The 14,584-nt window shown below is 62.9% G+C and carries 12 protein-coding genes; 2 read left to right on the top strand and 10 right to left on the bottom strand.

All coding sequences use genetic code 11. The features are described 5' to 3' along the window. The first annotated feature begins 16 nt into the window (after positions 1–16). Entirely contained in the window at positions 17–985 is a 969-nt protein-coding gene (locus E8E78_RS25355) for a hypothetical protein (RefSeq protein ID WP_049277158.1), read from the top strand. A gap of 132 nt (positions 986–1,117) precedes the next feature. Here E8E78_RS25355 and hldE read toward each other — a convergent pair whose 3' ends face one another. The 3 genes from hldE to E8E78_RS25340 form a co-directional block, all read right to left on the bottom strand. Further along, positions 1,118–2,539, bottom strand: coding sequence for a bifunctional D-glycero-beta-D-manno-heptose-7-phosphate kinase/D-glycero-beta-D-manno-heptose 1-phosphate adenylyltransferase HldE (hldE, locus tag E8E78_RS25350; protein ID WP_016489480.1), 1,422 nt, complete (start codon positions 2,537–2,539; stop codon positions 1,118–1,120). A gap of 130 nt (positions 2,540–2,669) precedes the next feature. After that, entirely contained in the window at positions 2,670–4,478 is a 1,809-nt protein-coding gene (msbA, locus tag E8E78_RS25345; RefSeq protein ID WP_049277155.1) for a lipid A export permease/ATP-binding protein MsbA, read from the bottom strand. Positions 4,479–4,493: 15 nt separating this feature from the next. Then, positions 4,494–5,669 carry an O-antigen ligase family protein gene (locus E8E78_RS25340; RefSeq protein WP_049277153.1) on the bottom strand — a complete coding sequence of 392 codons (1,176 nt, stop codon included), beginning with the start codon at positions 5,667–5,669 and terminating at the stop codon, positions 4,494–4,496. 101 nt (positions 5,670–5,770) lie between these two features. Between E8E78_RS25340 and E8E78_RS25335 the strand changes: the two genes are divergently transcribed. After that, positions 5,771–6,376, top strand: coding sequence for a toluene tolerance protein (locus E8E78_RS25335; protein WP_049277151.1), 606 nt, complete (start codon positions 5,771–5,773; stop codon positions 6,374–6,376). Between the two features lie 3 nt (positions 6,377–6,379). On the opposite strand, the gene E8E78_RS25330 is transcribed toward E8E78_RS25335, so the two are convergent. The 7 genes from E8E78_RS25330 to E8E78_RS25300 form a co-directional block, all read right to left on the bottom strand. Beyond that, complete coding sequence (locus E8E78_RS25330) at positions 6,380–7,471, bottom strand: glycosyltransferase (RefSeq protein WP_049277149.1); 1,092 nt, start codon at positions 7,469–7,471, stop codon at positions 6,380–6,382. 37 nt (positions 7,472–7,508) lie between these two features. Then, complete coding sequence (locus E8E78_RS25325) at positions 7,509–8,282, bottom strand: hypothetical protein (protein ID WP_049277147.1); 774 nt, start codon at positions 8,280–8,282, stop codon at positions 7,509–7,511. 64 nt (positions 8,283–8,346) lie between these two features. Then, on the bottom strand, positions 8,347–9,303 hold the full coding sequence (locus E8E78_RS25320; RefSeq protein ID WP_049277145.1) for a glycosyltransferase: 957 nt from the start codon (positions 9,301–9,303) through the stop codon (positions 8,347–8,349). 48 nt (positions 9,304–9,351) lie between these two features. Then, positions 9,352–10,755: a PIG-L family deacetylase gene (locus tag E8E78_RS25315; RefSeq protein ID WP_280314705.1), complete on the bottom strand. Its 1,404-nt coding sequence runs from the start codon at positions 10,753–10,755 to the stop codon at positions 9,352–9,354. After that, a complete protein-coding gene (locus tag E8E78_RS25310; RefSeq protein ID WP_049277143.1) occupies positions 10,752–11,648 on the bottom strand; it encodes an antimicrobial resistance protein Mig-14 in 897 nt (298 codons plus the stop codon). Before E8E78_RS25310 ends, E8E78_RS25315 begins: the two co-directional genes overlap by 4 nt. Beyond that, positions 11,648–12,778 (bottom strand): glycosyltransferase, encoded by a 1,131-nt coding sequence (locus tag E8E78_RS25305; RefSeq protein ID WP_280314708.1) that lies wholly within the window; start codon positions 12,776–12,778, stop codon positions 11,648–11,650. Before E8E78_RS25305 ends, E8E78_RS25310 begins: the two co-directional genes overlap by 1 nt. After that, positions 12,762–14,519, bottom strand: a complete 1,758-nt coding sequence (locus tag E8E78_RS25300; protein WP_016501928.1) for a carbamoyltransferase — start codon at positions 14,517–14,519, stop codon at positions 12,762–12,764. The genes E8E78_RS25305 and E8E78_RS25300 overlap by 17 nt, the downstream gene beginning before the upstream one ends. Positions 14,520–14,584 lie beyond the last annotated feature (65 nt).

Genomic DNA, 14,584 nt, shown 5'->3' with positions numbered 1-14,584 from the left:
CGCAAGGAGGAGCCTCGTGGCGCGAACGCTGATCCGCAAGAACCCGAGCAACTTCAAGACACTGCCACTGCATGTCGAAGCCACACCCGAAGGCCTGATCTACCAGAGCATCGGCATGCCGCTGAACTTTGCCCAGACCCAACAGCGGCGCAAGGCCATCCAGCTGCCCGACACGCAGCGCTTCGTGGTCGAACTGGCCAACCTGGGTGTGTCGGTGCGCCTTACCCTGCATTGGCAAAACCGAGATTACTGGGTGTTGGTGCGCCAGCGTCGGCAAGACCGTGGCGATGTGGTGCTGAAACTGATTTCTGGGTATGTACCGGCGCAGGAGCTGAACCTGCCGTTGCACACGGCTGTTCAGGAAGTGGCTGAGGAATGCCTGCTGGAAACCCCGGAAGGCTGGTTAGGCGGGCGCTTCAACGATACCTGGCTGCCCGTCCCATACGCCGCTGCCCTGCACTACCGCGAAACACCGCACTTCCTGCTGGCCCCCGAGTCCGGTGCCGCCCGGCCCGTGCACTGCGGCAACCTGATGCTGCTGGAGCGGCCAAGGGCCTATGTGCACTTGCCCACCGCCTCGCTGCAACTGATCTACGACATGCGCCTGCAGGTGCCTCGTGAAGCCAAGAAACTCAGCCTGTTCCACGTCGATGAGCGGCTGGAGGACGGCCAGCTGGTAGCGCGGCTCAACCGCAAACGGCCAGACCTGTACCTGATGCCGTTGAAGGACGGTCACCCGCTGGCGGAGTTGTATACGCTGAAGAAGGATGAGCTGGTGCCGGCGAGCACACGCGGACTGTACCTGGCCGAGAGTTTTGCCCGGCAGGAAGGCTGGGTAGTGACGGACGAGCGGGTGCGCTGGAAGGACTGGGTGAAGCAGCAGGGGCTGGTGGAGAGCAAGCCGGCGCGGGCATCGCACCTGCAGCGGTTTGGCGACAAGGCCCGGGCATTGCTGGAGCGGGCCCGCACCTCACTTCACAAGTGAATCCCTGGGGCTGCTTCGCAGCCAATCGCCGGCAAGCCAGCTCCCACAAGGCCTGCGCAATTCTCAAGGCTTGCGCTGTACCTGTGGGAGCTGGCTTGCCGGCGATTGGGCTGCAAAGCGGCCCCGGCTGTATCAGTTCTTGCGAATCTTCTCGACAATCGCGGTAGTCGAGCTGTTCTCGACCAGGCCCAGCACCTTCACAGTGCCGCCATACGCCTTGACGATATCAGCGCCCACTACCTGATCAATGCCATAGTCGCCACCCTTGACCAGCACATCCGGCTTGACCTGGCTCAGCAGGTTTTCCGGGGTGCCTTCAGGGAAGCTGATCACCCAGTCCACCGCGCCCAAACCGGCCAGCACGGCCATGCGCCGGTCTACGCTGTTGATCGGTCGGCCCGGACCTTTCAAACGGCTGACCGAAGCGTCGTCGTTGACCGCGACGATCAGCCGATCACCCTGGGCCCGCGCCTGTTCCAGGTAGGTGACGTGCCCGGCATGCAGGATGTCGAAGCAGCCATTGGTGAAGACGATCTTCTCGTTGTGCGCCCGCGCGTCATCGATGGCCAGCAGCAGTTGCTCCAGGCCCAGCACGCCGCGCTCGGAACCTTCTTCACGCTGGATCGCCCGGCGCAGTTCCGGGGCACTGATCGCAGCCGTACCCAGCTTGCCGACCACGATGCCGGCCGCCAGGTTGGCCAGGGCCACCGCGTGGGGCAGGTCCTCGCCAGCCGCAATGGCCGCCGCGAGGGTGGAAATGACGGTATCACCGGCACCGGTCACATCGAACACTTCACGCGCCCGCGCCGGCAGGTGCAGCGCCGGCTGGCCAACGCGCAGCAGGGTCATACCGTGCTCGCCACGGGTTACCAGCACGGCGCCCAGGTCCAGGTCCTGCAGCAGCTGCAAGCCCTTGGCGACCAGCTCGGCCTCATCGGCGCAACGGCCAACGATGGTCTCGAACTCGCTGAGGTTCGGGGTGATCAGGCTGGCGCCGCGGTAGATGGAGAAATCCTTGCCCTTGGGGTCGGCCAGCACCGGAATGCCCTTGGCCCGCGCTGCCTGGATCAGGCTTTGGTGATTCTTCAATGCGCCCTTGCCGTAGTCCGACAAGACCAGCACCTTGACGCCTTCGAGCAGGCTGTCGACTTCGGCACCCAGCGACAGCGGGTCGGTGGCGAACGGCTCTTCGAAATCGATACGCAGCAGCTGCTGGTGACGGCTCATGACCCGCAGCTTGACGATGGTCGGCTGGTGCGCGATGCGCTGGAACACCGAACGCACGCCCGCAGCCTGAAGGCTGTTGGCCAGGCTGTCGGCGGCCTCGTCCTGGCCGGTAACGCCGATCAGCGACGCCGGTGCGCCCAGGGCGGCGATGTTCAAGGCAACGTTGGCCGCGCCGCCGGGGCGATCCTCGATCTGATCGACCTTGACCACCGGCACTGGCGCTTCAGGCGAAATACGCGAAGTACCGCCATGCCAGTAGCGGTCGAGCATGACATCGCCGACCACCAGAACCGGGGCTTGATCGAAACGCGGCATGGACAACTTCATGGGCAACCCATATGGAAATAATGAACAGGGGCAGGATATTAGCACAGGGTAGACGACGGCTTTATGGCCAGATCGCCCCCAGAAAATTCCCGTGACAATCGGGGCCGTTACGGCCCCGATCAGGGAGGACTCAGGTGATATCGGCCTTGACCGGCTCATCCAGGCCCATGGCGTGCAGGCGGGCATAATGGCCATTGGCCGCGAGCAGTTCGGCGTGGGTGCCACGCTCCACCAGACGCCCCTGGTCCATGACCAGGATCTGGTCAGCCTTCTCGATGGTCGACAGGCGGTGGGCGATCACCAGCGTGGTGCGCCCTTGCATCACGTGGTCCAGGGCAGCCTGGATGTGCCGCTCGGATTCGGTATCCAGGGCCGAGGTGGCCTCGTCGAGAATCAGCAGTGGCGCGTTTTTCAGCAATGCCCGGGCAATGGCCAGGCGCTGGCGCTGGCCGCCGGAGAGCAGCACGCCGTTCTCACCTACGTCGGTGTCGAAGCCCTTCGGCAAGCGGTCGACGAACTCCTTGGCATAGGCATCGGCCGCAGCGGCTTCGATGTCTGCGCGCGGGGCACCCGCCAGATCGCCATAGGCAATATTGTTGGCCACAGTGTCGTTGAACAGGGTGACGTGCTGGGTCACCTGCGAAACGTGGCGGCGCAGGTTGCGCAGGCGGTAATCCTCGATCTCCACGCCATCGAGCAGGATCTGCCCCTGGTCATGGTGATAGAAGCGCGGGATCAGCGACGCCAGGGTCGACTTGCCGCTGCCAGAGCGGCCGACCAGGGCGATCATCTGCCCAGGCTCGGCAACAAAGCTGATGTCGCTCAGCACTTCACGCTCGGTACCCGGGTAGGTGAAGCTCAGGTTGCGCACTTCCAGGCGCCCTTCCACGCGGTCTTTCTCGACAGTACCAGTGTCCAGTTCAGGCTCTTCGTCCAGTTGCTCGAAGATGCTTTCTGCACCCGCCAGGCCCTTCTGAATGGTCGAGCTGACTTCTGACAACTGGCGAATCGGCTTGGGCAGCAAGCCGGCAGCGGTAATGTAGGCCACCAGGTCACCGGCGGTAGACTCACCGCGCAGGAACAGCACCAGGAACATCAGCGCGGCCATGGCACTGTAGATCACCAGCTGCAGCATCGGCGTATACAGCGAGCCGGTCTTGGTCATGCGCAGCTGCTTGTCGGTGTTGCTCTGGCTGGCCTTGCTGAAACGCCGCTGTTCGTAGGCCTCGCCGCCGAAGCTGCGCACCACGCGGTAACCCTGGATGGTTTCCGACGCGACGTGGGTGACGTCGCCCATGGCCACCTGAATCTTCTTGCTCTGTTTGCGGAATTTTTTGCTGGCGATGCTGACCATAACCGCGATCACCGGCAGGATGGCGACCATGACCAAGGTCAGGTGCCAGTTCATCCACAGCAGGTAGGCAAACAGGAACACCACGGTCAGGCCTTCACGGATGACAACCTTGATTGCATCGGTGGCGGCACCTGTGACCATGGTCACGTTGAAGGTGATACGCGAAATGAGGTGCCCGGAGTTGTGGTTGTCGAAGTAGCGGTTGGGCAGTACCAGCAGCTTGTTGAACAACTCCACGCGCAGGTCGTGCACCAGGCACAGGGAAACCTTGGCCAGGAAATAGTTACCAAGGAACGACCCCAGGCCCTGCCACGCAGCGATCAGGATGATCAGCAACGGCACAGCCTGCAGCAATTGCAGGTCGCGCAGGTAGGGGACATTGGGGAACAACACCGCTTCAGGGTTGCTCAGCCCGTCAACAAAGTACTTCAGGATGCCGGCCAGCATCGGCTGGGTCGAGGCAAAGATCACGAAACCGACAATGCTCAGCAGGAAAATACCGACATAGGGTTTCACATAGCCCAACAGCCGGAAGTAGATCTTCAGGCTGGAGGTGTGCTCCGCCGGTCGCGGGGTTTCGGCCATTATCGAGCTCGCTGTTCAGGTTGAACCGGAAATTTTACCACAGGCGTCATTTTCGGCACGCCCCCATGGCAGCATCATGGCAAGGCCGACAGGCAGCCAGCTGATAAACCATTCGGCACGCGGCGTACCGGTGAGGCTGGCGGCATCGAACTGCATCGCCAGGGTCGAGTACACCCAGAAGCTCAGCAGGATCTTGCCGAACAAGGTGCCGCGCACGCGAATGATTTCACCCAGCGTGAACAACCACACCAAGACCCATAGCAGCATGCCAGGCAGGCCCATCTCCACGGCAACGTGGGTAAACATGTTGTGGGTGTGGTCGAAGTGCCTGCCCACCGCAGTCACGTCGTAGCCAGCACCCAGGCCCAGGCCGGTCCAGGGGTGCGCGGCAATCATGTCGACCACGGCATGGAAGATTTCCGGCCGGAAGGATGAGCCGCGCATGGCGATCAGGTCATACATCGCAGAAACAGCAAGGCCGGTTGCAATGACTGCCAGGATGGAAAACACCTGGCTGTGGCGGTCACGGAACCACAGCGGTGCCATGGTGACGGTGAGTACCAGTGCCAGGAGCGCGCCACGGCTCTGGCTGAGCATGGCAAAAGCCCCCAGGCAAGCCAGTGCAACCAGCCACAGCAGCTGTAGGCCACGCCGCTGCGGTGGCTCATAAAGCAGGAAGAGTACGGCCGAGCCAATGACATAAGCACCCAGAATGGGATGTGATATCTCGCCAATGCCGGCCAGACGGGCCAGCAAATACTTACCCTGCAAACCATAGAAGTTGACGATAGAGACCAGTGCCGCGATGGCCAGCAGGCCGCTACCAAGCAGCAACAGCTGGCGAACCTTTGCCAGGCCCAGCTGGGCCAGCAGCGGGAACGCCAGCAGGAACACCAGAATGTAGAGCAGGCGCTTGATCTCGCGCCCCGAGTCCTCTGCGGGCGACCAGGCCAGGCTCAGGCCACTCCAGGCCAACAGCAGCAGCACACTCATCCACAACGCCGGCTGACGCTTCCAGGCTTGCACCAGTACCGCGCGGGCCGACCATGCCAGCACCAACGTAGGCAGCCACAGGAACAACACCAGGCCTTGCTGATAAATCTTGTTGCTCGGCGCCAAGGCAATCGCCCCCAGGAACCAGACCAGGCCCAACCCCAACCAGGCCCGCGCCCAGTTTTTTTGATACAGCATCCATTTCCCCCGATGAATCAAAGGCACCTTCCATGGTGCTACAGCATTATTTTCGGCATTATTACCGGTCATTTTGCTCGCCAGACTACAAGGCTCTATTCATGCAATGCTCCCGGCTCACCCAGGTCGACTTCGATCAGCTGACACAAGGCGCACAGGTGCTTGAGGCAGACAGCCATGGCGCCAAAGTCTACCTGCTCGCGGATGGTAATTTCCTCAAGGTTTTTCGCAGGAAGCGGCTGATTTCATCTGCACTGCTGCGCCCCTACTCACAGCGCTTCGTCGATAACGCCGCGCGCCTGGCGCAACTGGGTATCCCCACCCTCGAGGTGATCAGCCAGCACAAGCTCGACCAGCCAGGCCGCACTGCTGTGCTGTATCGGCCGCTACCCGGGCGCACCTTGCTGCAATTGTCGCGCGATGAAGGCTTCAGCTGGGACACGTATCTGCCGCAGCTGATCCAGCTGGTGCGCCAGCTGCACCACAGCGGCGTGTACTTTCGCTCGTTGCACCTGGGCAATGTCGTGGTTACCCCTGACCAGCACCTGGGCCTGATCGATGTGGCCGACATGCGCTTCCTGCGCCCGCCGCTGTCGGCCCGCATGATTCGTCGCAATGTGCAGCATATGGTGCGCTATATCGAGCGGGAGAACCTGGGCGACCGATTCCCCCTGGCCGCCTTCGAGGCAGCCCTGCTGGCGCGCTGAGCGTCAGTTGCGCAACAGGCTCTGCGAGCCGGTGCAGAAGGCCTGCCAGGCTTGCTCCGGCGCCAGCGCCTGACGCTGCCGCGCAGCTACCGCCGGGGCGCTGAGGGCTGTGCAACGCTCGATCGCTTCAGCCCAGGCGCTCTCGTCGGCAACGGGCAGGTAGCCACCGGTGTCACGCAACTGCTCGCGAAACACCGGCAGGTCACTGCACACCACCGGTACATCGGCCATCACCGCCTCTTGCACTACCAGCCCCAGGCCCTCGGAACGCGAAGGCACCAACAGCCAGTCGAATGCCCGATAGAGCTGCTGCAGGTCCTCGCGGTGACCGCGCAGATGAACCCGCCCAGCCAGGCCCAGCGCATCGATACGCTCCTGCAGCACGGCATGCTGCGGCCCCTCACCAATGATCGCCAGCTGCAGGCCAGGTTGCCTTGCAATGGCCTTGGCGAATGCCTCGATCAGCATTTCGAAGCCTTTGCTCTCTACCAACCGCCCGACCGCGCCCAGCGTCACCCCTTCGGCCTGAGGCAGCTGCAGCGCCTGCCTGGCCTTGTCCCGGCTCAGCAACGGTTCGACGAACGCCAGCGGGTCGAGCGCCATGCGCAGGGTCTGCACCGGCCTGCCCAGGTCATGCTCCAGCGCCTCGGCAAGCGTACGCGACACTGCTGCGATGCTCAGACGCTCGGCCGGAAGCATACTCAACAGGCGAATATCACTGCTGTTCAGGCGGGTCTTGCCATGGAACAGCACCTTGGCCCGCACCTGTGGAATGGTTTGCAGCAGCGGCAGTACCAGCCGTGCGACGCCAATACCGTCAAGCAATACGATTTCTGCCTTGGCCTCGGTCAGCGCCTTGCGCAAACGCATGCGCAACCACGGCCGCAGCAGGCGCCACAGATGCCGCCCTTTCAACGCCCGGGGTGGCATGTGCCATTCCCGTGTCGAACCGAGCCCACAGCACAGCCCGCTACCCAGCAGCAACCAGTTACTGATCCGGGCATCGGTACCGGCGTGCGAAAGCACTTGCCGATGCACCTTGTGGATGGACATGTACGGCGTTCCGCCCGCCCACATCATATTGACGATGTTCATGGGCCCTCTCCCGCTCATGTCAGGTGGGACAGCGACTTCATTGAACAAAAAGGGTGATACCCATGCCGATCAAGGCACCTGTCACCAGCGTCAATGCCAGTTTGATCCGATCACGTTGACGACGCTTGGCCTTGCGCTCCACTTCAACGGGCAAGATCACGTGATTGCCGAATCCAGTGTGCAAAACCGCATCTCCCTCCAAGGTGACCGCTGTCAGATTCAACTCAGCGTAGCGTCGGGAAAGCGCCTTCTCTCCAGCATAGGCGGCAAATGGCGCACAGCGCTGGTAATCACTCAACCGACGCAGGCCGGGATTGAGCGAAAACGCCTGCCATTCAGCCTTGTCGGATAACAGCGGATAGCACGGGACTCCGGCGATGATCTGGCGATCACCCAGGTGGATGTACGGGCTATGAATAGCCAGGTCGTGGGCATGGCTGCGCAGCCACACCTGCAACACGTCCGGGCTGGTATCCAGAATGGCCCGTGAATCTTCGACAAAGGCCTGGCGGTAGAAATGCCAGTCGTCTTCGCAGTGGAAGATATACGGCGTTTTGACGTGGCTGTAGGCCAGGTCGATAGACGGCAACTGGCCGAGCTTGGGCCGGTTGACGAACACCTTGCAGTGCGGTTTCCAGTGCTCTGGCACAGCGCCATGCACGGCATCGTCACCGGAATCTTCGGTGATGAACACTTCGCGAATGGGCGCGGTGTTGTAGCGATCGAAACTCTCAAGGGTGTCTTTGAGCAGATCGAACCGCCCACAACTGGTCACGACAAGCGTGACATCACTTTCTTCTGAAAAGCGCACCGGACTCCCTCCGCATTGCGACTATCGGCTTTCAACACCCGCTCCTGGGCGCGAAAGCTCTTGTTTAGATGCCCAGCTTCAGGCGCAGCCGCTGCCACGCAGACAATGGCGGATGGGGCCTGAGCGCCGGGCGCATATGGTCGACGATGCTACGTCCAACTGCGGCGAAACTGAAACGGGAAACCGCCAGATGGCGGCCATTTTCTGCAATCTGCCGAGCCAGCTCAGGGTCTGCACGCAAACGGCGGAGCTTTGCCTGAAGGGTCGGGATGTTGTCATAGAACACCACGTTGTGCATGTCCTGCAGGCCCAATGCGCGGTTTTCTTCCTCGCCCTGGTCGTACGCCAGCAACACGCAACCACAGGCCATGGCTTCGAAGTTCTTGATCATGTATTCGCCCATGCCAACGTCAGCACTGACGAAGAAACGGATACGGTTCAGCGTGTTGCAATAGTCTTCACCCGACTTGGTACGGGTTACCAGCAGGTTCTCGACCTGCCCCAGCTCGTCCAGCAGCGCCTTGCGCCCGCTGTAGGCCACGCTGTTGACACTGCCGACGAAGGCCAGTTCGATGTCGCGCTCACGCCTTTGGTCGGTCAGCAATTGCTCGTCGTAGCCCTTGGGCACGAACACCGCATCGAAACCTTCCTGGCGCAAGCGCTCGCTGACCATGTAGCCAGAGCTGATCACCCGTGCCCATGGCAATTGGCGGTAATGAGCGCTGAATTTGCCGGTGTACTTGCACGGAATGTAGTTCTGGTAGGCGTCGTGCTCGAGGATCACCAGGTTCGGTACGGTGCGGATGAAGGCCACTTGGCGGATTTCCTGCTTGAAGCGCAGGAAGAACACGATGCGGTCATAGCGCTCGACCTGAACTTCGCGCTTGAAATAGCGACGCAGGTTGCGCTGGTCTTCGCTGGTCAGCCAACGCAGGTCGCACTCGCAGTTGGCCGCGACGCCATCGTACAGGCGGTCGAGAATCGCCCGCTGTTCCTTCTGCACCAGAAATAGGACTTTCATTGCTTTCCTTGGGCGCTCTGCGCCATCGCGGTCAACCATGGGGCGTGCTTACAGCTCGCGCCGCCAGAACAGCTCGTGTCGGCGCACGGCCTTGCGGAAGAACTCGTTCTCCCCGTAAGGCGACGGCCGCCGCCCGGCCAGCCAGCGTTGCAGCAAGCGGCGCAGGCGGCGCTTGAACAGCGCGGGCGGCTGCAGGTCGTGCATCATGCCCAGGGCCATGGCTTTGTCATGCTGGGTAGCCAGCCTCAGCACCAGGCTGCAAGGTGCCCAGGCCTGCGCAGCACTCAACTGCGGAGGCAAGGCCACGCCATCGCCGCTGTCGCCCATGGGCCAGCGGTCGTTATCATGCAGGTGGTTGGCGTAGCACAGCAGGGTTTGTGGCTGCCAGGCCAGGCCTTGCAAGGCTTCAAGCACTGCTGCTTGTGCACAGATGTGATCAGGGTGCGGGTCGAGCTGCGGGTGCGGCATCACCAGTACTTCTGGCTTGGCCATTTCCAACAGGGCACGCAGGTCGGCCAGCAGGTTGTGCCAGGTTGGCGCGCCATCGCGATCGGCCGGCAGCGGGAACGGGTTGAACTGGCGGAACACGCGGATATCGGCGAGGTCGGCCTCACGGGAGGCTGCCGGCTGGTCGGGCGCTGCCTGCATGGCAGGCAGTTGCAGGCAGAAGTAACCCAGTTGCACGCAACGCGACTCCGGCACACCGGCCCAGCGCGGCACCGCGATGCTGTCCCAGGCGCGCAGGCGACCCTTCAGGCGCGCTGCCTCGGCCTTGGCCAGGCCCATCTGCTGGTAGTGCTCGGCCTCGATTTCACCGGCGGTCAGCGTCACTACCCAGGTTTCATCCGCCTGGCTGTAAAGGCCATAGGCAGCCAGCTCGGCGTCGTCGGCATGCGGCGCAATCACCATCACCCGGCGCCGCTGCAGTTCGACCGCCGGGGTCATCCACAGACGCGGCTCGCCCAGCAGCCGGCAATGACGACCACGCAGGCGCAACGTGCCGGCTTGCAGTGGCGCAGCCAGGCCGGTCAGGTTGAGGAATCGCACGCCATCGACGCCACGCTCGAAGGTTTGCCGGTCGGCCTGCTCAGCCGCCACCAGCACAACCTGCGGGTCGAAGAACCGCCCGAGCCAGCTGCCTTTTACCCGCAGCTCCAGCACAAGGGTTTCATCGCCCTGCAATGCGCAGTCAGCCTTGAGCAGCCCATCGTGCAGGCTGACAGGAACTGCCCGCACCTGTTCACCGAAATCGTAGGTGTAGTCCTCGCCTGGCGCATAGAACAGGTGGTCGGCAAACCAGGCCTCGTGGGCGGCCCAGAGCAGCGGCAACAGCAACAACGGCAGCCACCACCAGGCCAATACACCGAGGGCGATCAGCGCGACCAGGCCGGTCAGCAAGCCCAGGCGCTTGTTGCGCCGATGGCGCTTGAGCAACTGCTGCTTGCGGCTCACGCCTGATACACCGGCACAGGGTTGCACCAACGGTCCTTGTATTCGCGGTCGGCACGGCCAAACGAGAAGCGCAATGGCTTGTTGCGCGCCCGGGCATCTTCCCAGGCGGCCTGGGTATTGAGGAAGCTCAATACGCTGCCTGGGCTGAAGGCCTTGGTTTCCGGGTCTACACCGCCATTGATGTACTCGACACTGACCCATCCCGGCGCTTCGACGCGGTACACCAGCTGAATGGCAATCGGCTTGCCGTCCAGCATCAGCACCGAGCCGATCAGCAGCTCGCGCAGGCGCTCCAGCACCTCGGCCATGCGCTCGGCACCGGTGGCCGGGAAGCCCCAGCGGCGCTGGAACAGGTCGCAGTACATGCTGGCGATTTCCTGCGCACTGAAGTCGCTTATCGGGCGTACCATGCCACCCGCCTCTTCCAGCAGGCGCAACTCGCGGCGCTGGTTGTAGCGGAATTTCTTCGACAGGTCTTCGTGCGCCCGCGCCATCGCCAGCTGTTCCTTCTGCGCCTTGAGGCCGCTGAAACGGCCCTGGCACAGTTCGGACAGGTAGCGTGCGGTATGGCGCAACGGTGCGGCGGCATCAACCGCCGCTGGCAGGATGATTTCGGCATTGCCCAGGTCGAACAGGGCTTTTTTGCCGGCACGTTTGAGCACGTCCTTGGCCAGCGCCAGGTGGCGCCCCCAGGTCGGGATGGCGGCTTTCAGTTCGCCGGCCTGGTACCAGCCCAGGTAACGCACCGGGATCTGCGCCAGGTCAGCCAGTTGCTCGACCACCAGCGGATGGGTGGCGACACTGCCGCCAAAACGCGCCCACGCCTCGGCATAGGCCTGGGCGTCGATGGTTTGCCAACCGCGCTCGCGGAAGGCCTGGATACGATTGAGCATCAGGCCTGCCCCACCAGCGCACGTACTTGCGGCAGCTGCCAGAAGGCCTCGCGTACCGCTTGATCGGAGAAGCGTTCATGCAGGCGCTGCAGCATGTGCCCGGCACAGGCCTGACGCTGCTCAGCGTCCAGCGTGGCCATATGCTTCAGCCCGTGGGCCAACTGTGCGGCATCGCCTAGCGGGAACAGCACCCCCACACCCTCGACCACTTCGCGGGCCCCGCCACAGGCCGTGGCCAGCACCGGCACGCCGGCAACCATGGCTTCGAGCAGGACCATGCCGAACGGCTCATGGTCGGAGCTCAGGGCGAACACGTCGAAGGCCTGGAAGTAGCGGCGTGCATCCGGCACCTGGCCCAGGAAATCCACCTGCCCGGCAATGCCCAGCTCGGCGGCCAGGGCCTTGAGTTCCGCTTCCAGCCGGCCTTTGCCGAGGATCGCCAGACGCGCACCGGCCGGCAGCGCGGGCAGCGCCTGGGCAAAACCACGCAACAGCGTGGCCTGGTCCTTGTCCGGGTGCAGGCGCCCGACGTTGCCGACGACCCACGCCTGGGCATCCAGGCCCAGGGCCTGGCGTGCCTCGACGCGCGGCACCAGGGCTGTTTGCAGGGCGTCGATGTCGATGCGGTTGTACAGGGTCTGGATGCGCTCGGCCGGCCACTGTGGCAGGCAGCGGCGCATGTCGTCACGCACCGCGTCCGACACGCCCAGCAGGCTCAGGCGCTTGCTGAACAGGTTGGCGAACAGCCGACGGCCTTTGCGCTCATAGTCGCCAAAGGCATGGTGCACGCCAATGACCGGCAGGCCGGTACCCAGCAAGGCCACGTAGATGGGCTTGAAGCGGTGGGCAATGCAGAAGGCGAAGTTGCGCTCGGCCGCGATGCGCCGCAAGGCACGGATTGCACCGAGCTTCAGGCCACGCACAGCCTTGGAGCTGAACTCCAGAAACAGCACCTCGTCCGATGCGCAGCCGGCCGCTACCTGCGGGTCGGCTGCACCGGTGAGGAACACCGTGGTGACCTGGTAGCCACGCCCCTGGAACAGGCTGGCGTACTGACGGGCACAGTCGAGGAACGGCCCGTCATAGCCATGGCAGAACTGCAGGATGCGCGATTCAGAGCGGCTGGTCATACGCGGCCGCGCCGTCCTTCACAACCAGGATGTCTTCCATGATGAGGTACTGCAGGTCCGAGCCGAAGAACATGTTCAGGGCGTCGGTCGGCGAGCAGATCATCGGTTCACCGCGGCGGTTCAGCGAGGTGTTCAGCGACACGCCATTGCCGGTCAGGTCTTCCAGCGCCTTCATCATGTCGTAGTAGCGCGGGTTGTACTCGCGCTTGAGTACCTGGGCACGCGAAGTACCGTCCTCGTGCACCACTTCCGGTACGCGGGTCTTCCACTCTTCAGCCACTTCGAAGGTGAAGGTCATGAACGGTGCCGGGTGGTCGACCTTGATCATCTGCGGGGCAACGGTGTCGAGCATCGACGGGCAGAAAGGTCTCCAGCGCTCGCGGAACTTGATCTGGTGGTTGATGCGGTCAGCCACGCCTTCGACGCTTGGGCAGCCAATGATCGAGCGGCCACCCAGGGCACGCGGGCCAAACTCCATGCGGCCCTGGAACCAGGCCACCGGGTTGCCATCGACCATGATCTGGGCGATCTGCTGCGGCATGTTGTCGAGCTTGCGCCACTTCGGCTGGTCCGGGTGACGGGCGCAGGCGGCGATGACGTCTTCGTTGGAGTACGACGGGCCGAGGTAGACGTGTTCCATTTTCTCGACCGGTACGCCACGGGCGTGGGAAACATAGGCGGCCGCGCCGACAGCAGTACCGGCGTCGCCAGAGGCCGGCTGCACAAACAGCTCTTTCACGTCCGGGCGGGCGATGATCTTCTGGTTGAGCTTGACGTTCAGCGCACAGCCGCCGGCGAAGGCCAGCTTGCCGGTTTCACGCAGGGTGTCGCCCAGGTAGTGGTCGATCATCTGCAGCGCCAGCTTCTCGAACAGCGCCTGCATGCTGGCCGCGTAGTGAATGTAAGGCTCGTCGGCGATATCGCCTTCGCGCTTGGGGCCCAGCCATTCGATCAGCTTTGGCGAGAAGTAGAACCCCTTGCCCTTCTCTTTATAGCGGCGCAGGCCGATGACGTTGGCGTACTCGGTGTTGATCACCAGCTCGCCGTTTTCGAAGCTGGCAAGGCGCGAGAAGTCGTACTTGCTGGCGTCGCCATACGGCGCCATGCCCATGACCTTGAACTCGCCGTCAAGCATCTCGAAACCGAGGAACTCGGTGATTGCGCCATACAAGCCGCCCAGGGAGTCCGGGTCGAAGAATTCCTTGATCTTGTGGATCTTGCCGTTTTCGCCGTAGCCAAAGAAGGTGGTGGCGTATTCGCCTTTACCGTCAATGCCGAGGATCGCGGTTTTTTCCTTGAAGCCCGAGCAGTGGTAGGCACTGGAGGCGTGGGCCAAGTGGTGCTCGACTGGCTCGATCTTGACTTTTTTCGGGTCGAAGCCCAGCTGCTCCAGGCACCAGACGATCTTCTTGCGGTAGCGCTTGTAGCGACGGTTGCCCATCAGGATGGCGTCGAGGGCGCGATCCGGGGCGTACCAGTAACGCTTGGCATAGTGCCAGCGCGCCTTGCCGAACAGGCTGATCGGGGCGAACGGGATGGCTACCACGTCGACGTCGGACGGCTTGATGCCTGCCTGCTCCAGGCAGAACTTCGCCGACTCGTAGGGCATGCGGTTCTTCGCATGCTTGTCACGCACGAAGCGCTCTTCTTCGGCGGCGGCAATCAGCTTGCCGTCAATGTACAGGGCCGCGGAAGGGTCATGGCTAAGGGCGCCGGACAGGCCAAGAATCGTCAATGCCAAGGGATTAGCCTCTTCATTCGGTAAAAATGCGCCAGCGGCCTCTTGGGCGGGTGGCGGCTAAAGGG

It is taken from the genome of Pseudomonas sp. BN505 (genome assembly GCF_029873175.1).
In the GTDB taxonomy this organism is placed as follows: Bacteria; Pseudomonadota; Gammaproteobacteria; order Pseudomonadales; family Pseudomonadaceae; genus Aquipseudomonas; species Aquipseudomonas putida.
The sequence above is the reverse complement of the archived record's forward strand: the minus strand, read 5'-3'. Positions and strand labels throughout refer to the sequence as shown.